Below are 21,227 nucleotides of genomic sequence, written 5' to 3' on the forward strand. Positions count from 1 at the left end.
TGAACCCTTCCTTCATGTTGATGCGTTGTCTTTAGTTTAAATTCCGTGCTAACATAAGTAAAATTGATGTTTTTCATGAAGGAGATGAGTAAATACTCATGAGCTTTGTTCGTTTTGATATTATTGCAAAAGTTGTGGAGCTTGGCAGTTTTACAGCAGCAGCTGAAGCATTAAATATGACACAGTCAGCTGTCAGTCATGCAGTGGCGAATGTAGAGTCAGAGTGGGGTGTGTCTTTATTCATTCGCGACCGAAAAAAGGGCATTATGCTGACGGACATTGGTCAGACCCTTCTCCCGCATATTAGAGAAGTGTTAAATAGAGTCGAGAAGATCCAGCAAGAAATTGCATTAACGAAAAATATTGAAACAGGCTTGATTCGTATCGGCACATTTGCCAGTGCCTCTGCTTGTTTATTGCCTAAACTGCTTGTGAGCTATCAGAAAAAACATCCAAAAATCGAATTTAAATTCTATGAGGGAACGTATGAAGAAATATTGGAGTGGCTGGATTCTGGCATCATTGATGTTGGATTTGTTGTAAAAGGCCATGCGGATGAAGCTTTTGATTTACTGCCACTTATCAAAGATGAGATGGTGGTCGCCTATCACCCAAATCATCGATATGAACAGCAGCCCATTGTAGATATAACAGATTTGGCAGATGAACCATTTATTATGCCGACTGGCATGTATCAATCACATGTAGAGGATATTTTTTCGGAGGCGCAAATGAAGCCTTCTGTTTTATTTGAAGTACATGATTGTACGACCATTGCCCGTATGGTCGGAGAAGGACTTGGTGTCACGATAGGTCCGGAGTTATTTTTAAAAACGCAGCAGCTTGTACACATACGTCAGTTGAATGTCTCTCATCATCGTGAGGTTGCGCTCGCTTGTCCGTCTCTCTCTCAAGCTTCACCGGCAGTGAAAGAGTTTTTCCATGTAGCCGAAGCGGTTTTTGCAAAAGAGAAGGATTTGGGGAAGGGTGTATAAAGAACTAGATGTGATTTTCCAAATTCGTGTAATAAGACGAATGAAGCGGACATTTCTTTGAAAAATGTTCGCTTTTCGTATTGTGTTTTAAAAATGAAGTTGGTACAATAGACACAGAAATCAAATAGATAGAAGTCGTATAATCGCGGGGATATGGCCCGCAAGTTTCTACCAAGCTACCGTAAATGGCTTGACTACGTCAATTCACACTCGTTTGATATAAATCATGCATTGTTCTTGTTTTATGTCACAGTCTGAATTCACATATGTAGTCAAGCGTCCCAAAACTGTTGGGGCGTTTTTTATTTGACTTGTGAATGGGACAGACTAAAGCAAAAGGACATGAAGGGAGTCAGTTGGCTTGAAACAGTTTTTTCAGTTTGATGAGTTAGGTACGAATTACCGCAGAGAAATCATCGGTGGTTTAACCACATTTTTGTCGATGGCTTATATTCTGTTTGTCAATCCGATCACACTTGCATTAGTGTCGGTACCGGATTTTCCAGATAAATTACGTATTGATCAGGGAGCAGTCTTTACAGCGACGGCGTTAGCTTCTGCTGCAGGGTGTATTCTGATGGGATTGATCGCCAGGTATCCGATTGCGATAGCACCCGGTATGGGTCTGAATGCGTTCTTCGCCTTTTCGGTTGTGCTTGGTATGGGCATCAAATGGGAAGCAGCACTTTCAGGTGTGTTTGTTTCAGGATTGATTTTCGTTGCTCTTTCTTTAACAGGTTTCCGTGAAAAAATCATCAATGCCATTCCGGCTGAGCTGAAGCTGGCAGTTGGTGCAGGTATTGGTTTGTTCATTACGTTTGTCGGTCTGCAAGGCTCTGGCATTATCGCCAATAATGATAATACGCTCGTTTCGATTGGGAACATTCATAGTGGTCCTGTCCTGTTAACGGTGTTTGGTATCGTTGTGACGGTTATTTTAATGGTTCTTCGAGTGAATGCAGGTGTCTTCATTGGAATGCTTGTGACAGCTATTGCTGGGATGATCTTTGGTCTTGTGCCAGTACCATCTCAAATTGTGGGAAGTATTCCAAGCTTGTCCCCAACCTTTGGTCAAGCCTTGATTCACTTGCCAGAAATTTTCTCGATTCAAATGCTTGTCGTGATTTTAACGTTCCTATTCGTTGGGTTCTTTGATACAGCTGGTACACTTGTGGCTGTGGCAACGCAGGCTGGTTTAATGAAAAATAATGAGCTGCCTCGTGCAGGAAGAGCACTGCTGGCGGATTCTTCTTCTATTGTTGTAGGTTCTGTTCTTGGTACATCTACAACAACATCTTATGTTGAATCAAGCTCAGGTGTAGCTGCTGGTGCGCGTTCTGGTTTTGCAGCGGTCGTCACAGGTATTTTCTTCTTGCTTGCAATGTTCTTCTCACCGCTTTTATCCATCGTTACATCGAATGTGACAGCACCTGCTTTGATCATTGTCGGTGCACTGATGGTCGCTCCGCTGGCGAAGATTGCATGGGATCGTTTTGAAATTGCGGTACCAGCGTTCTTAACGATGATTATGATGCCACTGACATACAGTATTGCAACAGGGATTGCGGTTGGCTTTATTTTCTACCCAATCACCATGATCTTTAAAGGGAAAGCGAAAGAAGTGCATCCAATTATGTACGGGTTGTTTGTCATCTTTATTCTATATTTTGCTTTCTTAAATCATTAATTGAACATCCGAAACAGCAGCTCATAGAAGCTGCTGTTTTTTTGTTAAAAAAATCAAAACATAGTTGACTTATAGGAATTATGTGTTTATGATAAAAAGACATAATTCGCTGATTGGATCACCAAAGGCGCTTTGATTTCCTTTTTTAATAGAGGGTTTCAGGGTGCCTTTTTTTCTTGCAGACATTTAAAAGGGGAGGAGATGTCTTTTGTCACGCTGGCTTAGACAGGTGATTGAACGAAAAAAGCAGGTGCTGATTCAAAAGCTCCTTTTATGGGGGCATGAAGAAAAACAGGAAGCGCTCATGCATTATACGATTCATGAGCTGGAAAATGAGGTTCTCTATTTAAAAGAGCGAAAACAAAAATAGGGGGATGAGCGATGGATGAACAAAAGCTGAATTACATTTTATCTGCTTTAAAAGGGATTGACTATGGATCAGTGGTCATCACCATTCATAATGGACATATTACACAGGTCGATACGACCAAAAAGACTCGGTTCCCCGCTCATCAGGAGAATCTCCGGGTCCAGCAAGGAAATCGGAGTCACTATCGTTCTTGACGGATTTCAACATGGTAAAAAGCTGATGGAGGCCGTCAGCTTTTTTGTTTTGTCTTATTTAAAACCTCTGCTGCCTTTTATCCGTCTATTCGTATGAACGTCGAGGAATCTTGACTGAATAGAGAGACTCCGCTATTTTAAGAGGAGTCATCCGAACAGATCATTTACTTGAGCCTGTAAGGATTGGATAGGAGTTGATATGAGATGTTAGAGAAAGATCAAGATCAGGGGACATCTGAAAAGAAAAATGAAGAGTCATCAATAGATCAAGAAACAAGGCAATCCCGCCTCAGCCGAAGCGCTGCAAAACGTGGAAGAACCTCAAAGTCAGCGGATGATGGGCGTTCAGCTATCCAGCGTATACTGCAAGGTGCAGGAGGCGCGTTTAAGCGTTACGGCTCATATGGACTGGCGATGTTAAAATCACCGAGCCGGGCCATCAATCAAGCGGAAACATTGCGTATGAAGTACGCCTGGATCTCGATTGTGTTATTCAGCGTGTTTTTTGCTTTAGGCAACTATGTTCAATTAAAGGCGTCAAAGACCCGTTTATTAGGCTTTGGCATTCATTATTCTTTTGGCGACGCCTTTTTGAAGGTAGCGGTCTTTACACTTATTTTGTTGACATTAATGATGCTTACCGTCTGGCTGCTCGGAAAGTACATGCTAAAAGGAAACATATCACTGAAAGAAGTGATCATGAAGTTTGGTGCTGCGCTTGTGCCGGTTTTGGTTTTATCCATCCTTTGGCTTGTATTTGCCATGCTGAATATTCCATATGTGACCGTCATATTATCCGTGATGATGTTTGTCGGTCTTCAGTTGATTGCGGTCGTGCTCTTTCGCTCGATTCAGTCGGAGCGTGATGCCGAACGAGGAGATTTGATGTATGCGGGCTGGGTCTTTTTATTGGTTGAGCTTGTCATTATTGCGCTGCTCTGGGGCATAGTCGGGGAGTATTTGATTCCATCACTTGTTCCTGTTCGATTTGGATAAAACACACTGAAAACCTCCTTTTTTGAAAAAGGGGGTTTTCATGTTGAGAAGAGAAAAAAACGGGTAAACTCTTGGTAACAAACACCATCCTTGTTGTCGAAAGATATATGTGTTTTGATCGCGTAAATTTGATTGTATCAAGGTATGTTCTCTAGTAGAATATGGGGTGCTTTATTTGATTTTTTAGTGCAGGGGGTTCGAATCGTGCTTCAACAACTTTTATCCAATGCGTTCACCATGGTTTTAATCATTTTAGTGATTAATATTGTTTATGTTTCTTTTTCCACCATGCGTTTAATTTTAACAATGAAAGGCAGACGGTACGCAGCTGCTTTTGCGGGTACGATCGAAATGCTCATTTATGTCATTGGATTAAGTATCGTTCTAGATAACTTAGATCAAATACAAAATGTCATTGCGTATGCCCTAGGTTATGGAATGGGGATCATTGTCGGGATGAAAATTGAAGAGAAGCTGGCACTTGGCTACACAACTGTTAACGTGATCACAAAAGAATTGGATGTCGATCTCCCAAGACAATTGAGAGAAAAAGGATATGGTGTCACCAGCTGGGTAGCAGGCGGTCTTGAAGGAGACCGGACAGCATTGCAAATTTTAACACCGAGGAAATATGAACTGCAATTATATGAAACGATTAAGACGCTGGATTCAAAGGCGTTTATCATTTCATATGAGCCCAAATCGATTCACGGCGGCTTCTGGGTGAAGGCTGTGAAGAAAAGGAGAATTAAAGAATGACCGCAAAACCAAAGAAGAAAAAATTCTATGTGGAAGACAACATGACGATTGATCAAGTGTTGTCCCAGATGGCAGCGGAAGGCTACTCGCCTGTCCGTCGAATGGAGGAACCGATTTTTCAAGAAAAGAAGGAAAATGGGTCGATTCAGATCATTCCGATTGGGAAAAAAATCGTATTTGAAGGAAAAATAGTCTAAATCCGAACATTAAAACGACGACTTCATAGATTGTTCGATAAATCCGTTGACATCATGAACATCCGTTGTTAAGATAAACATGAAATCAAAACACGAGCCTCATATAATCTTGGGAATATGGCCCATAAGTTTCTACCCAGTTACCGTAAATGACTGGACTATGCAGGATAGTGAACAAAACTGACATGGCGTTTCAAAAGCGAACAGCGCTTACCATGGCCCGGTTTGTGTTGCTTCCTAACATTGCAATACAGACCGGGTCTTTTTGTTCGGCGTTTGACAAGCTGCTTAGGTTTGGGAAGCGTGTCAAACGATACAAAATCGAATAACAGCTTAAAGGTGGGGACAAAATGAAGCCGCTTGTAGGTGTCATCATGGGAAGTACATCTGATTGGGAAACAATGAAAAATGCGTGCGACATCTTAGAGGAATTAAACATTCCGTATGAAAAACAGGTGGTATCCGCACACCGGACACCTGACTTGATGTTTGAATATGCGACTGAAGCAAGAGGTAAAGGACTAAAGGTCATCATTGCCGGTGCTGGAGGCGCAGCACATTTACCGGGGATGGTCGCAGCAAAAACGACACTGCCGGTCATTGGTGTGCCTGTACAATCAAAAGCATTAAACGGGCTGGATTCCTTATTATCCATCGTTCAAATGCCAGGCGGTGTACCAGTTGCTACAGTAGCAATTGGCAAAGCCGGTGCAACAAATGCAGGCCTTCTTGCCGCACAAATGATTTCAGCATTTGATGAAACAATTGCAGCTCGCCTTGAAGAAAGAAGAGAGCAGACAAAACAGACTGTACTAGAAAGCAGTGATCAGCTTGGCTAAGCAGACCATTTTTCCAAACGCAACCATCGGGATCATTGGCGGCGGACAGCTTGGCAGATACATGGCTGTCAGCGCAAAGCAAATGGGGTTCCGGGCAGCAGTTCTAGATCCAGTCGCACAATCTCCTTGCGGACAGGTTGCCGATAAAGAAATCACAGCCGCATATAGTGATCTTGAAGCGATTCGAAAGCTGGCAGAAATCAGCGATGTGGTGACTTATGAGTTTGAAAATATTGATTATGATGCACTCAATCAGCTGAAGGAAGAAGCCTATTTACCACAAGGAAGCGACCTTCTTCTTCTAACTCAAAATCGTGAGACCGAGAAAGAAGGAATTGTAGACGCAGGCTGTGAAGTAGCGCCTTACCGCATCATTCATGATGAAAAAGAGCTGGAAGATGCAGTGGACGTGCTCGGTTTGCCAGCCGTGCTGAAAACATGCAGAGGCGGCTACGACGGAAAAGGACAGTACGTCATGAAAGAAAAAGGACAGCTTCAGGAAGCAGCTGCACTGCTTACACATGGAACTTGTATTTTAGAAAGCTGGGTTCCATTCCAAATGGAGCTATCAGTGATCGTTACTCGTTCTGTTCATGGAGAGATTGCAGTATTCCCAGTCGCTGAGAACATTCATAAGCATAATATTTTATTCCAAAGCATTGTGCCTGCAAGGGTAGAGAACCGCATTCAGGAGAAGGCGAAAGAACTGGCAACAACACTGGCTGAAAAGCTGGGGCTGGTTGGTACTCTTGCTGTAGAACTGTTCCTGACAAATGACGGAAAGCTGCTCGTCAATGAACTGGCACCGCGCCCGCATAATTCTGGTCATTATACGCTTGATTTATGTGAGACAAGTCAGTTTGAACAGCATGTCCGCGCTATATGTGGTTTGCCGCTTGGCGGTACAGCCCTTTTGTCAGAGGGAATGATGGTGAATTTATTAGGCGATGAAGTGGACATTCCAAAAGAGCATCCTGAGCTTCTCAAAGAAGCGAAGCTTTATCTATATGGAAAGCATGAAGTAAAAGCCGGCCGCAAGATGGGGCATATGACGTTTATGAAACAGCTCGATGATGAGTGGATGACAAACATCACAAAGATATGGACTGAAAGAGATGGAGGAAACGGGAAATGATCGAACGTTACGCACGACCAGAAATGTCAGCAATCTGGACAGAGGAAAACAAATTTAATGCATGGCTTGAAGTAGAAATTCTCGCTTGTGAAGCTTGGGCAGAGCTTGGCGTCATTCCGAAAGAAGACGTTGTGACCATGCGCAAGAATGCAAGCTTTGATATTGGACGTATTTTAGAGATTGAACAGGACACGCGCCACGACGTGGTTGCCTTTACGCGTGCTGTATCTGAATCTCTAGGAGAAGAAAGAAAGTGGGTTCATTACGGGTTAACATCGACAGACGTAGTGGATACGGCGCTTTCATATCTATTAAAACAGGCGAACGATATCCTGCTCAAGGACATTGAGAGATTTGTTGACATACTAAAAGAAAAAGCAAAAGAGCACAAATATACTGTCATGATGGGCCGTACACACGGTGTACACGCTGAACCGACAACATTTGGCCTGAAGCTTGCTCTTTGGTACGAGGAAATGAAGCGTAACCTAGAACGTTTTAAACAAGCAAAAGCAGGTATTGAATACGGCAAAATCTCTGGAGCTGTTGGCACATATGCGAACATCGACCCGTTTGTTGAGCAATATGTATGTGAGAAACTTGGCATCAAAGCTGCACCAATTTCAACCCAAACCTTGCAGCGTGACCGCCATGCAGATTACATGGCTACTCTAGCTTTAGTCGCAACGAGCATTGAGAAATTTGCTGTTGAAATTCGTGGTCTTCAAAAGAGTGAAACACGTGAAGTAGAAGAGTTCTTTGCAAAAGGACAAAAAGGATCATCAGCGATGCCGCATAAGCGTAACCCAATCGGTTCTGAGAATATGACGGGAATTGCCCGCGTGATCCGTGGATATATGCTGACAGCTTATGAAAATGTACCGCTTTGGCATGAGCGTGATATTTCTCATTCATCTGCTGAGCGCATCATTTTACCAGATGCAACGATTGCACTGAACTACATGCTCAACCGTTTCTCAAACATCGTGAAAAACTTAACGGTTTTCCCTGAAAACATGAAGCGCAACATGGACCGCACACTCGGCTTAATTTACTCACAGCGTGTTCTTCTTGCACTAATCGATACAGGCATGGCACGTGAAGAGGCATATGACACGGTTCAGCCAAAGGCAATGGAAGCGTGGGAGAAACAAGTGCCGTTCCGTTCATTAGTAGAAGCAGAAGAAAAAATCACGTCACGCTTAACACCTGAACAAATCGCTGACTGCTTCGATTACAACTATCATTTGAAAAATGTCGATATGATTTTCGAACGTCTAGGTCTTGCGTAAGAAATGGGCCGCCTGCTTGCCAGGCGCCCAATCCTGAAAATTGCCAACATTCAAATTAGGAGGCCAACCTGAATGACTGTGAAACAAGAACTTCTCTACGAAGGCAAAGCGAAAAAAATCTATCAGACCGATGACGAGCATATTTTATATGTCGAATATAAAGACTCAGCTACAGCATTTAACGGCGAAAAGAAAGCCGAAATCGAAGGCAAAGGCAGACTGAACAACGAAATTTCGAGCTTAATCTTTCAAATGCTTCATGAGAAAGGGATCAACAATCACTTTGTGAAACGTCTTTCTGAAACAGAGCAGCTCATTCAAAAGGTGCAGATTGTTCCGCTTGAAGTGGTTGTACGTAATGTAGTGGCAGGCAGTATGTCAAAACGCCTCGGCATTCCAGAGGGAACAAAACTGGACACACCTTTGATTGAGTTCTACTACAAAGATGATGCACTCGGCGATCCGCTCATTACAGAAGATCATATTCGCATTTTAGATGCAGCGACACCAGAGCAGGTCGAGGAAATGAAAACAATCACAAGACAAGTGAATGAAGAGTTAAAGCAAATCTTCTCAGACTGCCATGTGAATTTAATTGATTTCAAGCTTGAATTCGGAATAGATCACGAGAATCGTATTTTGCTAGCTGATGAGATTTCACCTGATACGTGCAGGCTTTGGGACAAAGATACAAACGAAAAGCTTGATAAAGACGTGTTCAGACGAAACCTGGGCGGCTTAACGAATGCATACGAAGAAATTTTCAAAAGACTTGGAGGCCATAAACATGTATAAAGTGAAAATTTTTGTCAGCTTAAAAGAGAGCGTTCTTGATCCACAAGGAAGTGCCGTGCAGCACGCTTTGCACAGCATGTCTTATCAGGAAGTAAAGGATGTCCGTATCGGGAAATACATGGAGCTTGTCATTGAAAAATCAGATCGTGATTTAGACACAGTCGTCAAAGAAATGTGCGAAAAATTACTTGCCAACACGGTGATTGAAGATTACCGCTATGAGGTGGAGGAGGTTGTCGCACAGTGAAGTTTGCAGTGATCGTCTTGCCTGGCTCTAACTGTGATATCGATATGTACCATGCGATTCAAGATGAGCTAGGTGAACAAGTTGAATATGTATGGCACGACGAAACGAGTCTTGACGGATTTGACGGTGTACTCGTACCAGGCGGTTTCTCTTATGGGGATTACTTAAGATGTGGTGCGATCGCCCGCTTCTCAAACATCATGCCGGCGGTGAAAAAAGCAGCTGAGGAAGGGAAACCTGTTCTTGGTGTTTGTAACGGATTCCAAATTCTTCAGGAGCTTGGCATTCTTCCGGGTGCGATGAGACGAAATAAAGACTTGAAATTTATCTGTCGTCCAGTTGAACTCATTGTAGAAAACAACGAAACGCCATTTACAAGCGGTTATCAAAAAGGCGAATCCATTACGATTCCTGTAGCGCACGGTGAAGGCAACTTCTACTGTGACGAAGACACTCTAGCGAAGCTCATTGAACGCGGCCAAATCGCTTTCACTTATGGAGACGATATTAACGGCAGTGTGAATCGTATTGCAGGTGTAACGAATGAAGAGGGCAATGTACTCGGCATGATGCCGCACCCTGAGCGCGCGGTTGATTCATTACTAGGCAGCGCAGACGGACTTAAATTGTTTCAATCTATCGTGAAAAATTGGAGGGACACTCATGTCACTACTGCTTGAACCAAGTCACAAGCAAATTAAAGAAGAGAAATTGTATCAGCAAATGGGATTGAGTGATGAAGAATTCGCTTTAATCGAATCCATTATTGGCAGGCTGCCAAACTACACAGAAACGGGCATTTTTTCTGTCATGTGGTCAGAGCATTGCAGTTATAAAAACTCAAAGCCTGTTTTAAGCAAATTCCCGACAAAAGGAGAGCACGTCCTTCAAGGTCCTGGGGAAGGCGCTGGAATCGTTGATATTGGAGACAACCAAGCGGTTGTATTTAAAATCGAATCACATAACCATCCATCTGCGATTGAACCGTATCAAGGAGCGGCGACAGGTGTCGGCGGAATTATCCGTGATGTATTCTCCATGGGTGCGCGTCCAATTGCTGTATTAAACTCTCTTCGTTTTGGTGAACTGACTTCACCGCGCGTGAAGTACTTGTTTGAAGAAGTAGTGGCAGGGATCGCAGGCTATGGAAACTGTATCGGAATTCCAACAGTCGGCGGAGAGGTTCATTTCGATCAAAGCTATGAAGGCAACCCGCTCGTAAATGCGATGTGTGTTGGATTAATCAACCATGAGGACATCAAAAAAGGGCAGGCAAAAGGTGTCGGCAACACGGTCATGTACGTTGGTGCCAAAACGGGACGTGACGGAATTCACGGTGCAACATTTGCGTCTGAGGAATTTTCTGATGAATCAGAAGAAAAACGCTCAGCTGTTCAAGTCGGTGATCCGTTCATGGAAAAACTGCTGCTTGAAGCGTGCCTTGAAGTCATCAAAAACGATGCACTCGTTGGAATTCAGGATATGGGAGCGGCTGGCTTAACAAGCTCAAGTGCTGAAATGGCGAGTAAAGCAGGTTCTGGTATCGAGATGAATCTAGATCTCATACCGCAGCGTGAAACAGGCATGTCCGCATACGAAATGATGCTGTCTGAATCTCAAGAAAGAATGCTTTTGGTCATTGAAAAAGGCCGTGAACAAGAAATCATTGATATTTTTGAAAAATACGATCTTGAAGCGGTATCAGTCGGTCATGTGACAGACGATAAAATGCTTCGTTTACTTCATCAAGGTGAAGTGGTATGTGAGCTTCCTGTTGATGCACTTGCAGAAGAAGCGCCGGTTTATCACAAGCCGTCAAGTGAGCCTGCATACTATCGTGAGTTTTTAGAAACAAAAGTTGAAGCACCTGCTATCGGAGATGCAGCTGACACGTTAAAGCGGCTCCTCCAGCAGCCAACAATTGCAAGTAAAGAATGGGTTTATGATCAATATGACTACATGGTTCGGACAAATACAGTCGTTGCACCAGGCTCCGATGCGGGCGTTTTAAGAATTCGCGGAACGAAAAAAGCCCTTGCGATGACAACCGATTGTAACGCACGTTATCTTTACCTTGATCCAGAAGTCGGCGGGAAAATCGCAGTCGCAGAAGCAGCACGCAACATTGTGTGCTCAGGCGCTCGTCCGCTTGCAGTAACAGATAACCTGAACTTCGGTAATCCAGAAAAACCAGAAATTTTCTGGCAAATTGAAAAATCTGCTGACGGTATTAGCGAAGCGTGCCGCAAGCTAAGCACACCAGTTATCGGTGGTAACGTCTCTTTATATAACGAATCAAATGGAACAGCGATTTACCCAACACCAGTCATTGGAATGGTTGGTTTGGTTGAAGACACAGCTCATATTACGACGCAGTCGTTCCAGCAGGCTGGCGATGTGATTTTCATCATAGGTGAGACGAAGGAAGAATTTGCAGGCAGTGAGCTTCAAAAGATGACAGAAGGCCGTATTTACGGAAAAGCACCGGAAATTGATTTGGATGTCGAGCTCACTCGTCAGGAAGCCCTTCTTGCTGCGATTCAAAACGGACTTGTTCAATCAGCACACGATGTGTCTGAAGGCGGTCTTGGTGTCGCACTTGCTGAAAGTACATTTGGAACAGATGGTCTTGGCGCTCATATCCAAATTGATTTAAACAGCGAAGCTTCATTATTCAGTGAAACACAGTCACGTTTTGTCGTCACAGTGAAACCAGAGCACCGCGAAGCGTTTGTTGCGGCTGTCAAAGATGCGAAAGAAGTTGGAACGGTCACAAATGATGGTGTATTCACTGTCAAAAATCAAGAAGGACAACAATGGATTCATGCAGCGGTCAACGAGCTTGAACGCGCATGGAAAGGAGCGATCCCATGCTTGCTGAAATCAGAGGCTTAAACGAAGAGTGTGGCGTCTTTGGGGTTTGGGGACACGAAGAAGCCCCGCAAATCACATATTACGGATTGCATAGCCTTCAGCACCGCGGACAAGAGGGTGCGGGAATCATTGCAACAGATGGTGAAAACCTGACGGCACATAAAGGCCTTGGACTGATTACGGAAGTCTTTCAAAACGGTGAGCTAAAGGATCTGAAAGGCAAAGGAGCGATCGGACACGTTCGGTATGCGACAGCAGGCGGAGGCGGCTTTGAAAATGTGCAGCCCCTCTTCTTCCGCTCGCAAAACAACGGCAGTCTTGCCCTTGCTCATAATGGGAACTTAGTGAATGCAACGCAATTAAAGCAGCAGTTAGAGAACCAGGGGAGTATATTCCAAACATCTTCTGACACTGAAGTGCTCGCTCATTTAATTAAGCGCAGCGGCTATGTTGAATTGAAAGAGCAGATCAAAAATGCCTTGTCCATGCTTAAAGGCGCATATGCTTTCTTAATTATGACGGAAACAGAAATGATTGTGGCACTTGATCCGAACGGCTTACGTCCGCTTTCACTTGGTATGCTTGGGGACGCGTATGTTGTTGCTTCTGAAACATGTGCATTTGATGTTGTCGGTGCCACGTATTTACGAGATGTGGAGCCTGGCGAAATGCTGATCATTAATGATGAAGGCCTGAAATCTGAACGCTTCTCCATGAACATTAACCGCAGCATGTGCAGCATGGAATACATTTATTTCTCAAGACCTGACAGCAATATCAACGGCATCAACGTGCATAGTGCCAGAAAGAACCTTGGCAAAAAGCTTGCCGAGGAAGCGCATGTCGAAGCAGATGTCGTGACAGGTGTACCAGATTCGAGTATTTCTGCAGCAATTGGATATGCCGAAGCAACAGGTATTCCATATGAGCTCGGTTTAATTAAAAACCGTTATGTCGGACGGACCTTTATCCAGCCGTCTCAAGCATTGCGTGAGCAGGGCGTGCGCATGAAGCTGTCAGCTGTGCGCGGGGTCGTCGAAGGAAAACGTGTCGTGATGGTGGATGATTCCATCGTACGCGGAACAACGAGCCGCCGCATTGTGACGATGCTAAGAGAAGCGGGTGCGACGGAAGTCCATGTGCGCATTAGTTCTCCGCCAATCGCACATCCATGTTTTTATGGAATTGATACGTCCACGCATGAAGAGCTGATTGCTTCTTCTCATTCAGTGGAAGAAATTAGACAGGAAATCGGTGCAGACTCCATTGCATTTTTATCTGTAGACGGTTTAATGGACGGGATTGGCAGGAAGTATGATGATCCGCAGCGCGGTCAATGTTTAGCATGCTTTACTGGGAAATACCCGACTGAAATTTATGAAGATACTGTTCTTCCGCATGTGAAGGAAACAGCACTGACGAAATAATCGAATAAAGGAGCAGCAGTCAAGATGATTTGATATGCTGCTCTTTCATTCTGCTGAAAATAAATGGAAGAGAAGCAGCTAAAAGGAGTGAATGGGATGTCAGAAGCATATAAAAACGCCGGTGTCGACATCGAAGCAGGATACGAAGCCGTCAAACGAATGAAAACACACGTAGAACGTACAAAAAGAGCAGGCGTCATGGGTACTCTAGGCGGATTTGGCGGTATGTTTGATTTATCTGAGCTGCCATACAAAAAGCCCGTTCTTGTCTCAGGAACAGATGGTGTCGGAACAAAATTAAAGCTTGCCTTTTTAATGGATCAACACGATACGATCGGTGTTGATGCCGTGGCAATGTGTGTGAACGATGTGCTGGCACAAGGGGCAGAGCCGCTCTTTTTCTTAGATTACTTAGCAGTTGGTAAAGCAGATCCGATAAAAATTGAATCAATCGTCAAAGGTGTGGCTGACGGCTGTGAGCAGTCTGGTTCAGCGCTTGTCGGCGGAGAAACAGCAGAAATGCCGGGTCTTTACACAGAAGATGAATATGATATTGCTGGTTTTTCAGTAGGCGTCGTTGAAAAGGATGAAATCGTGACAGGAGAGAGCATTAAAGAGGGGCACTTGCTTATTGGACTCAGCTCAAGCGGAATTCATAGCAATGGGTACTCCCTCGTTCGTAAAGTATTGCTGGAAGACGCTGGTCTGGATCTGCATCAAACGTATGAACCCTTTACAAGACCGCTTGGAGAAGAGCTGCTTGAACCGACCAAAATTTATGTGAAGCCTGTTCTCAAACAAGTGAAAGCCGGCAAGATTGACGGCATGGCACATGTGACAGGCGGCGGCTTTATTGAAAATTTACCGCGTATGCTGCCTGAAGGACTTGGCGTTGAGATTGATAACGGCTCATGGCCAGTACCGCCAATTTTCTCCTTTATTCAAGAAAAAGGACAGTTAAAGGCAGAAGAAATGTTCAACGTGTTTAATATGGGCATTGGTTTTGTCTTAGCGGTAAAAGAAGATGACCTTGTCGAAGTGATCAGAGGACTTGAAGAAGACGGAGAGAAAGCATTTCTCATCGGCCGTGTTCAAAAAGGAGAAGGTGTCACATTCGGCGGTGGAAGCCTCTCATGAAGAAGTTTGCGATCTTCGCCTCTGGAAGCGGGACGAATTTTCAAGCCATTATGGATTCATTAAAAAAAGAACAGTGGCAGGCAGAGGCCGCCATTGTGATTTGTGATAAACCGGGTGCAAAGGTGCTGGAGCGTGCTGAGAAAGAGGGCATTCCTTCCTTTGCCTTTACCCCGAAGGCTTTTCCGAATAAAGCCGCTTTTGAACAAACGATCATTGAACAGCTTAGGCTGCATGAAGTGGAATGGATTTTCCTTGCTGGGTATATGAGACTGATTGGTCCGACATTACTTGAAGCATTCAGAGGGAAAATTGTCAATATCCACCCGTCCTTGCTGCCAGCCTTCCCAGGGCTGGATGCCATTGGACAAGCCTATCAAGCAGGCGTCAAAGTGGCAGGAATCACTGTCCATTTTGTCGACGAAGGTATGGATACCGGCCCGATTATTGACCAAGCCGCGATTTATATCGAACAAGGGGAAGAGCTTGAATCGATTGAAAAAAGAATGCATGAACTAGAACACACACTATATCCAAAAGTGATCAAATCACTTTTAGAATTATCTTAATGAGGTGACGAAGGCATGACGATCAAACGCGCATTAATCAGTGTTTCCGATAAAACGAATCTTGTACCTTTTGTGAAAGAATTAACAGAACTTGGCGTTGAAGTGATTTCAACTGGAGGTACACATAAGCTTCTTCAAGAGAACGGCATTGATGTCATTGGAATTTCAGAAGTCACTGGATTCCCTGAAATCATGGACGGACGACTCAAAACACTTCACCCGAACATTCATGGCGGGCTTTTAGCAGTGAGAGAAAACGATGAGCATATGGCACAGATTGAGAAGCATGGCATTCAGCCGATTGATCTTGTTGTCGTGAATCTTTATCCATTCAAAGAGACGATTTCAAAAGACGATGTGACATATGAAGAAGCAATTGAAAACATTGATATTGGCGGACCGGGAATGCTTCGTGCGGCATCAAAAAACCACCAAGACGTCACAGTGATTGTCGATCCTCGTGACTATGATACAGTCATCCAGCAAATCAAAGAAGGCGGCGTGTCACTCGAGAAAAAACGTGAGCTCGCTGCCAAGGTATTCCGTCATACGGCTGCATACGATGCTCTGATTGCGGATTACTTAACAAACTTTGTGGGCGAAACAGAGCCAGAACAGTTCACTGTCACGTTTGAGAAAAAACAATCCCTTCGTTATGGAGAAAACCCGCACCAAGCGGCGACTTTCTATGAAAATGCTCTTCCAGCCAAAGGTTCTTTGGCTACTGCAAAGCAATTACATGGAAAAGAACTTTCCTACAACAATATCAAAGATGCAGATGCCGCTCTCCAAATTGTACGTGAATTCACAGAGCCGGCAGCTGTCGCTGTGAAGCATATGAACCCGTGCGGCGTTGGCACAGGAGAAACGATTGCAGAAGCATTTGACCGAGCATTCAAGGCAGATGAAACTTCTATTTTTGGCGGCATTGTGGCACTTAACCGTGAAGTAGACAAACAAACAGCTGACGTGCTGCATACGATTTTCTTAGAAATTGTCATCGCCCCATCGTTCAGCCAAGAAGCCCTTGACGTGTTAACGGCGAAAAAGAACCTTCGTCTATTAACATTAGATGTAGAAGCGGATCTCGGGAAAAAAGAAAAGCAGCTGACAAGTGTCCATGGCGGACTGCTTGTTCAGGATATTGACACGTACGGATTAGAAGAAGCAACCATCTCTATTCCAACGAAAAGAGAACCAACAGAAGACGAATGGAAAGACTTAAAGCTAGCTTGGAAAGTCGTCAAGCATGTGAAATCAAATGCGATTGTCCTTGCGAAAGATCAAATGACAGCAGGGATCGGTGCTGGTCAAATGAACCGTGTGGGCTCAGCTAACATTGCCATTGAGCAAGCAGGTGAAAAGGCAAAAGGAAGCGCACTAGGCTCTGATGCATTCTTCCCAATGGGCGATACAGTGGAAGCTGCTGCAAAGGCAGGCGTCACAGCGATCATTCAGCCAGGCGGATCTATTCGTGATGAAGAATCGATTCAAAAGGCAGATGAATACGGCATCGCCATGGTCTTCACTGGCGTTAGACATTTCAAACATTAAGGGGATGACAGTGTGAACGTACTAATTATCGGCAGAGGCGGAAGAGAGCATACCATCGCATGGAAAGTGAAGCAAAGTGAACTTGTCAGCCAAGTATTTGTCGCACCCGGAAATGATGGAATGACAGATGCTGCGAAGCTTGTACCAATCGACGAAGGCGATCATGAGTCATTAATTCGTTTTGCAAAAGAAAACGAAATCGGCTTAACCATTGTCGGTCCAGAGGTTCCTTTAATCGCAGGTGTCGTTGATGCATTTGAAGAAGCAGGTCTAAAAGTATTTGGACCGAATGCAAAAGCTGCGGTCATTGAAGGCTCAAAGGAATTTGCAAAAGATTTAATGAAGAATTACGATATCCCGACGGCTGCTTACGCTGCCTTTACATCGTTTGAAGAAGCAAAAGCATATGTGGAAGAAAAGGGTGCGCCGATTGTTATTAAAGCAGACGGGCTTGCCGCAGGAAAAGGCGTCACAGTGGCCATGACGCTGGAAGAGGCGGTCGATTGTCTGCATGATTTCTTAGAGGATGAAAAGTTTGGCGATGCAAGTGCATCTGTCGTCATCGAAGAATTTTTAACAGGTGAAGAATTTTCACTCATGGCCTTTGTCAACGGAGAAAAGGTGTACCCGATGGTGATTGCGCAGGATCACAAACGGGCCTTTGAAGATGACAAAGGGCCGAATACCGGCGGGATGGGCGCTTATTCACCAGTTCCGCAAATTTCAGATGAAGTCGTCCAAAAAGCGGTGGAAGATGTCGTCAAACCGGCAGCTCGCGCGATGGTGCAGGAAGAGCGTCCATTTACAGGCATTTTATATGCGGGCTTAATGCTGACACCAGAAGGCTCAAAGGTGATTGAATTCAATGCACGCTTTGGCGACCCTGAAACGCAGGTGGTTCTCCCTCGTCTTGAATCAGATCTAGTCCAAGTATTCCTCGATATTCTTGATGGAAAAGATGTGGACTTACAGTGGAAAGACACTGCGGCTGTTAGTGTGGTTCTTGCATCAGAAGGATACCCAGAAGACTATGCAAAAGGGACGCCGATCGGTGCCTTGCAAACGACTGTCACTGATGTCGTGACCTTTCACGCAGGAACAAAAAAAGAAAACGATCAATTCGTCACAAATGGCGGCCGTGTAGCGAATGTAACCGCATTTGACGACACATTTGAAGCGGCAAGATCAAGAGTGTATGAAGCGGTTGAAGAAATCATACAGCCAGGTCTATTTTATCGCCGTGACATCGGTGCCCGTGCGCTGAAGGCTGCAGGGAAAAACGTTTAATCAAAACACCTTTCTATCTGACGAGATGGAAAGGTGTTTTTTGTTCATGAGAAGGGATGATGATTGAATATGAAGAAGTAGTATGGGATGACGAGTTTATGAGGAGGCAGCATGGTCATTCAAGGAATCATTCTATTTGCAATTGTGTTACTTATTTTATTTATACTGTTCTCCAATCTCATCATGTATGAAGCGAGAAAGCAAAACAAAGCCAAAAAAGGCTCAGCCATTAGGTATATGATCATGTCGATTTTTTCTGGTATCGTCATTGTTTCATTTTCCATTTGGATTTTTTTTATTAGCTGATTTATAAGAGAGGATGAGTATATGGTGCAATTGAAGGAACTTGCAAACGAGCGTTTTTCTGCCTCGATCTGTATTGATTTATTTAATGAGCGCATCCGTTTGGATGACTACAGCGGCAGGGTGAGGGATGTGATTCAGTCGGTTCTTCAGGAAGCGGCAGACTGCAAGGCTTCTAAGGTCATTGTGAAAGTCAGGCGTGAGCATATGCCTCTTTTTTTAGAAAACGGCTTTCGGCTTGAAGGCGTGTTTTCTCATTATTTCCTTGGAAGTGATGCGTACGGCATGTCGCTCTTTCTGACGGAGGATCGGATGAACAGCCCGTATTGGCTGAAGGAAGATGAAATTGTTGCGTCTATTCAGAAAAAGCCTCTCAAAAAAGACCAAGGCACTTGGCAGGATGAGTATGTGATGAGGAAAGCGGATACGCAGGATATTCACAAGCTGGCAAAGCTCTATGATACCGTTTTTGAAACGTATCCTACGCCAATGAATGAGCCAGATTACATCCAAAAGGTGATGGAGGAAGGGACCGTCTTTTATGCCGTTGAACATGACGGTCACATTGTGAGTGCAGCATCCGCTGAAATCAATGCACCGTATGGTCATGCGGAATTAACAGATTGTGCGACCCTTCCATCATACAGAAAACTAGGATTCATGCATCATTTGATTCTAGCACTCGAAAAAGAACTTCAATCCATGCACATCTATGTTTTTTATTCTCTCGCACGTGCACTGTCCTATGGAATGAACCAAGTGTTTTATCAGCTCGGCTATACGTATACCGGGCGTTTCCAAAACAACTGCTATATTTTTGACAAAATTGAAGATATGAATCTATGGGTGAAAACGCCGAATGAATCATGAAATGGTTCTCATCTGATCAAGCAGACCAGATAGGCGGTACGCCATGATACTGAGCTGCAGCTTCATCCGGTCATCCGTGGATTTGAGGCTGCAGCCTGTTCTCGTTTCAATTTGTTTTAAGCGATAGCTTAATGTATGCCTGTGAATAAACAATTCCCCCGCAGATTTTTGAATATTTTCATTGTGTGCCAAATACACTTCGAGTGTATGGATCAGGTCAGCCCCCTGTTTTTTCGTATAAAGCAAGGGACTTAACAGCTCCACGTAAAAGTCATGCAAATTCATACCCGCTTCATTCATTTCAAGCAGCATCCCGTATAAGCCGAGCTTCTGATAATGAATGATGCATTCGTCTGTCTTTAAAAGTGGAAGAAGCCTTGCTGCATACTGTGCTTCCTTCGCGCTTTTTGCAAAGAGACCGATCTGGTCATAGGCTCTCCCGATGCCAATCACAATCGGATGGACGGGAAAAAAATAAGACCAAGTGCTCCGGCACTCCTCTGCTGCGCGATACCACTCCGCTTCTTGAAATGCTTTTTTTCCTGCTGGCGTAAGAACAAAAATGGAATCGAGCCTTGTTTTAAGTAAAAAAGGAATATGTCTGCGTTCAAATATCGACGTGAGCAATTGAGACAGGCGCTGCATCATTTGGTGATCGAGCTGTGTGTGCTGATGCTGAAATTGAAAGTAGATGACCACCTGCTCATCGCTCATATCGTATTGCAGCTTTGTTGCCTGTTCGACCACATAGCTTTCTTCTGTGTATTGCTGCTGCAAAATATCATCTAACAAATGACCTTGCATTTGGTTTTCTGTATCTTGAATGGCTTTTTGCTTCAGCCATTCAATCGCATACACCGCCCCGGCATGCTCGATGGCAATTGCGTCGAGATGATGCCACGCATCTTTTTTCTTTAAAGATACAATAAACCCAAAAATATCGCCCATCGCAATCACCGGACATGCAGCGAGGACAAACGCACCGCATGTGTCATAAACGAGCCGTCCTTTCTCCTCAGCCTGCTTGAGAAGAGGCGTTGTTTCGATTGGTTCACGATCCGTCAGAAAGCCAAAAGCAGGAGCGTACGTCACTTCATCTTTTATGAGATGAGCTGCTGTTTGATGTAAAAAAACATCAAGCACGACGATGTTTGCCGAAGTGAGATGTGCCAGCTCATCTGTAATTTGCGTGACATTTTTATTGCTTACATTTAAATGAGTCAGTCTTTGGTGAATGGCTGAAGAATATTTAAGCTGATGGAGCTGGCTGCTGACGATTTGCTCTAGGACGGCTTTTGTAATGTCTGAGAAGTTGACATGTGAAGGAATCTCGATGAGTGGAATGCCGCTGTTTTTGGCAGCTTCGATCAGTGATGCAGGAATTTCCGTTAAGTATACGCCTTTATAAATCGCAATGGCTGATAGACGTTGAGATTGAATCAGCTCCTCAAGCCGGGTGCGCCTTTCCTGATTGTCTGCAAGCCCAAAGCCGGTTGTGACGAGCAGTTCCCCTTCTGAAAGCCTTGAAGTATCTTCGATAATTTCCACGATGGTCACCCACTGAATGAGACGGTCCAGTCCATTTTCCCCAGCAAGCAGCTTTGTTTCCTTCATGATATCGAGCGAGAGTGCATCTTTGACGAGAATCGCCATAGACTCATGACCTCCTTTTGAACACTCTTATACACGATGTATAAAAAATG

At 44.3% G+C, this 21,227-nt stretch carries 22 protein-coding genes and 2 riboswitches; of the genes, 21 read left to right on the forward strand and 1 reads right to left on the reverse strand.

Annotated elements, in window-relative coordinates; all coding sequences use genetic code 11:
• The first annotated feature begins 98 nt into the window (after positions 1–98).
• The 21 genes from NSQ25_RS03125 (at position 99) to ablB (ending at position 19,524) form a co-directional block, all read left to right on the forward strand.
• Positions 99–995, forward strand: a complete 897-nt coding sequence (locus NSQ25_RS03125) for a LysR family transcriptional regulator (RefSeq protein ID WP_326135361.1) — start codon at positions 99–101, stop codon at positions 993–995.
• Between the two features lie 115 nt (positions 996–1,110).
• A riboswitch (purine riboswitch) is annotated at positions 1,111–1,212 on the forward strand.
• Between the two features lie 144 nt (positions 1,213–1,356).
• Positions 1,357–2,682: an NCS2 family permease gene (locus tag NSQ25_RS03130; RefSeq protein WP_034282847.1), complete on the forward strand. Its 1,326-nt coding sequence runs from the start codon at positions 1,357–1,359 to the stop codon at positions 2,680–2,682.
• Between the two features lie 208 nt (positions 2,683–2,890).
• Complete coding sequence (locus NSQ25_RS03135) at positions 2,891–3,052, forward strand: hypothetical protein (protein ID WP_166644707.1); 162 nt, start codon at positions 2,891–2,893, stop codon at positions 3,050–3,052.
• Positions 3,053–3,063: 11 nt separating this feature from the next.
• On the forward strand, positions 3,064–3,246 hold the full coding sequence (locus tag NSQ25_RS03140; protein ID WP_101676666.1) for a YezD family protein: 183 nt from the start codon (positions 3,064–3,066) through the stop codon (positions 3,244–3,246).
• 204 nt (positions 3,247–3,450) lie between these two features.
• Positions 3,451–4,242: a hypothetical protein gene (locus tag NSQ25_RS03145; RefSeq protein WP_061110534.1), complete on the forward strand. Its 792-nt coding sequence runs from the start codon at positions 3,451–3,453 to the stop codon at positions 4,240–4,242.
• A gap of 204 nt (positions 4,243–4,446) precedes the next feature.
• A complete protein-coding gene (locus NSQ25_RS03150; protein WP_024424505.1) occupies positions 4,447–5,001 on the forward strand; it encodes a DUF2179 domain-containing protein in 555 nt (184 codons plus the stop codon).
• Positions 4,998–5,198: an NETI motif-containing protein gene (locus NSQ25_RS03155; RefSeq protein WP_012009137.1), complete on the forward strand. Its 201-nt coding sequence runs from the start codon at positions 4,998–5,000 to the stop codon at positions 5,196–5,198. The genes NSQ25_RS03150 and NSQ25_RS03155 overlap by 4 nt, the downstream gene beginning before the upstream one ends.
• Before the next feature lie 79 nt (positions 5,199–5,277).
• A riboswitch (purine riboswitch) is annotated at positions 5,278–5,379 on the forward strand.
• 169 nt (positions 5,380–5,548) lie between these two features.
• Positions 5,549–6,037 carry a 5-(carboxyamino)imidazole ribonucleotide mutase gene (gene purE / locus NSQ25_RS03160; protein WP_039183007.1) on the forward strand — a complete coding sequence of 163 codons (489 nt, stop codon included), beginning with the start codon at positions 5,549–5,551 and terminating at the stop codon, positions 6,035–6,037.
• Positions 6,030–7,172, forward strand: coding sequence for a 5-(carboxyamino)imidazole ribonucleotide synthase (purK, locus tag NSQ25_RS03165; protein ID WP_326136759.1), 1,143 nt, complete (start codon positions 6,030–6,032; stop codon positions 7,170–7,172). The genes purE and purK overlap by 8 nt, the downstream gene beginning before the upstream one ends.
• Positions 7,169–8,464, forward strand: coding sequence for an adenylosuccinate lyase (purB, locus tag NSQ25_RS03170; RefSeq protein ID WP_008355754.1), 1,296 nt, complete (start codon positions 7,169–7,171; stop codon positions 8,462–8,464). Before purK ends, purB begins: the two co-directional genes overlap by 4 nt.
• A gap of 72 nt (positions 8,465–8,536) precedes the next feature.
• Positions 8,537–9,259 carry a phosphoribosylaminoimidazolesuccinocarboxamide synthase gene (purC, locus tag NSQ25_RS03175; RefSeq protein ID WP_024426700.1) on the forward strand — a complete coding sequence of 241 codons (723 nt, stop codon included), beginning with the start codon at positions 8,537–8,539 and terminating at the stop codon, positions 9,257–9,259.
• Entirely contained in the window at positions 9,252–9,506 is a 255-nt protein-coding gene (purS, locus tag NSQ25_RS03180) for a phosphoribosylformylglycinamidine synthase subunit PurS (RefSeq protein ID WP_003214349.1), read from the forward strand. Before purC ends, purS begins: the two co-directional genes overlap by 8 nt.
• The gene (purQ, locus tag NSQ25_RS03185) at positions 9,503–10,186 is read left to right on the forward strand and encodes a phosphoribosylformylglycinamidine synthase subunit PurQ (RefSeq protein WP_024426699.1); all 684 of its coding nucleotides are present in this window, start codon (positions 9,503–9,505) and stop codon (positions 10,184–10,186) included. The genes purS and purQ overlap by 4 nt, the downstream gene beginning before the upstream one ends.
• Positions 10,170–12,401, forward strand: coding sequence for a phosphoribosylformylglycinamidine synthase subunit PurL (gene purL, locus NSQ25_RS03190; protein ID WP_326136757.1), 2,232 nt, complete (start codon positions 10,170–10,172; stop codon positions 12,399–12,401). The genes purQ and purL overlap by 17 nt, the downstream gene beginning before the upstream one ends.
• Positions 12,377–13,807: an amidophosphoribosyltransferase gene (purF, locus tag NSQ25_RS03195; RefSeq protein ID WP_024424615.1), complete on the forward strand. Its 1,431-nt coding sequence runs from the start codon at positions 12,377–12,379 to the stop codon at positions 13,805–13,807. The genes purL and purF overlap by 25 nt, the downstream gene beginning before the upstream one ends.
• A 96-nt stretch (positions 13,808–13,903) precedes the next feature.
• Positions 13,904–14,944 carry a phosphoribosylformylglycinamidine cyclo-ligase gene (purM, locus tag NSQ25_RS03200; RefSeq protein WP_326136756.1) on the forward strand — a complete coding sequence of 347 codons (1,041 nt, stop codon included), beginning with the start codon at positions 13,904–13,906 and terminating at the stop codon, positions 14,942–14,944.
• Positions 14,941–15,510, forward strand: a complete 570-nt coding sequence (purN, locus tag NSQ25_RS03205; protein ID WP_046314139.1) for a phosphoribosylglycinamide formyltransferase — start codon at positions 14,941–14,943, stop codon at positions 15,508–15,510. The genes purM and purN overlap by 4 nt, the downstream gene beginning before the upstream one ends.
• 15 nt (positions 15,511–15,525) lie before the next feature.
• A complete protein-coding gene (purH, locus tag NSQ25_RS03210) occupies positions 15,526–17,064 on the forward strand; it encodes a bifunctional phosphoribosylaminoimidazolecarboxamide formyltransferase/IMP cyclohydrolase (protein WP_024426697.1) in 1,539 nt (512 codons plus the stop codon).
• A 12-nt stretch (positions 17,065–17,076) separates the two neighbouring features.
• Positions 17,077–18,351, forward strand: a complete 1,275-nt coding sequence (purD, locus tag NSQ25_RS03215; protein ID WP_326136754.1) for a phosphoribosylamine--glycine ligase — start codon at positions 17,077–17,079, stop codon at positions 18,349–18,351.
• Positions 18,352–18,462: 111 nt separating this feature from the next.
• Positions 18,463–18,657 (forward strand): hypothetical protein, encoded by a 195-nt coding sequence (locus NSQ25_RS03220; protein WP_024424515.1) that lies wholly within the window; start codon positions 18,463–18,465, stop codon positions 18,655–18,657.
• Positions 18,658–18,678: 21 nt separating this feature from the next.
• Positions 18,679–19,524 carry a putative beta-lysine N-acetyltransferase gene (gene ablB, locus NSQ25_RS03225; RefSeq protein ID WP_326136752.1) on the forward strand — a complete coding sequence of 282 codons (846 nt, stop codon included), beginning with the start codon at positions 18,679–18,681 and terminating at the stop codon, positions 19,522–19,524.
• Here the strand turns inward: ablB and NSQ25_RS03230 are convergent.
• The gene (locus NSQ25_RS03230) at positions 19,519–21,177 is read right to left on the reverse strand and encodes a PucR family transcriptional regulator ligand-binding domain-containing protein (protein WP_326136751.1); all 1,659 of its coding nucleotides are present in this window, start codon (positions 21,175–21,177) and stop codon (positions 19,519–19,521) included. The two genes, ablB and NSQ25_RS03230, sit on opposite strands and share 6 nt — an antisense overlap.
• Positions 21,178–21,227 lie beyond the last annotated feature (50 nt).

Origin of the sequence: Bacillus sp. FSL R5-0512, from assembly GCF_038593295.1 — a bacterium.
GTDB lineage: Bacteria > Bacillota > Bacilli > Bacillales > Bacillaceae > Bacillus > Bacillus safensis.

Excerpts from the sequence above, each read along its gene's own strand:
- purN (WP_046314139.1), top strand. The coding sequence starts at position 14,941 with ATGAAGAAGTTTGCGATCTTCGCCTCTGGAAGCGGGACGAATTTTCAA.
- NSQ25_RS03145 (WP_061110534.1), top strand. The coding sequence starts at position 3,451 with ATGTTAGAGAAAGATCAAGATCAGGGGACATCTGAAAAGAAAAATGAA.
- purL (WP_326136757.1), top strand. The coding sequence starts at position 10,170 with ATGTCACTACTGCTTGAACCAAGTCACAAGCAAATTAAAGAAGAGAAA.
- purF (WP_024424615.1), top strand. The coding sequence starts at position 12,377 with ATGCTTGCTGAAATCAGAGGCTTAAACGAAGAGTGTGGCGTCTTTGGG.
- NSQ25_RS03140 (WP_101676666.1), top strand. The coding sequence starts at position 3,064 with ATGGATGAACAAAAGCTGAATTACATTTTATCTGCTTTAAAAGGGATT.
- NSQ25_RS03220 (WP_024424515.1), top strand. The coding sequence starts at position 18,463 with ATGGTCATTCAAGGAATCATTCTATTTGCAATTGTGTTACTTATTTTA.
- purB (WP_008355754.1), top strand. The coding sequence starts at position 7,169 with ATGATCGAACGTTACGCACGACCAGAAATGTCAGCAATCTGGACAGAG.
- purM (WP_326136756.1), top strand. The coding sequence starts at position 13,904 with ATGTCAGAAGCATATAAAAACGCCGGTGTCGACATCGAAGCAGGATAC.
- purC (WP_024426700.1), top strand. The coding sequence starts at position 8,537 with ATGACTGTGAAACAAGAACTTCTCTACGAAGGCAAAGCGAAAAAAATC.
- ablB (WP_326136752.1), top strand. The coding sequence starts at position 18,679 with ATGGTGCAATTGAAGGAACTTGCAAACGAGCGTTTTTCTGCCTCGATC.
- NSQ25_RS03230 (WP_326136751.1), bottom strand. The coding sequence starts at position 21,177 with ATGGCGATTCTCGTCAAAGATGCACTCTCGCTCGATATCATGAAGGAA.
- NSQ25_RS03155 (WP_012009137.1), top strand. The coding sequence starts at position 4,998 with ATGACCGCAAAACCAAAGAAGAAAAAATTCTATGTGGAAGACAACATG.
- purS (WP_003214349.1), top strand. The coding sequence starts at position 9,252 with ATGTATAAAGTGAAAATTTTTGTCAGCTTAAAAGAGAGCGTTCTTGAT.
- purE (WP_039183007.1), top strand. The coding sequence starts at position 5,549 with ATGAAGCCGCTTGTAGGTGTCATCATGGGAAGTACATCTGATTGGGAA.
- purH (WP_024426697.1), top strand. The coding sequence starts at position 15,526 with ATGACGATCAAACGCGCATTAATCAGTGTTTCCGATAAAACGAATCTT.
- NSQ25_RS03125 (WP_326135361.1), top strand. The coding sequence starts at position 99 with ATGAGCTTTGTTCGTTTTGATATTATTGCAAAAGTTGTGGAGCTTGGC.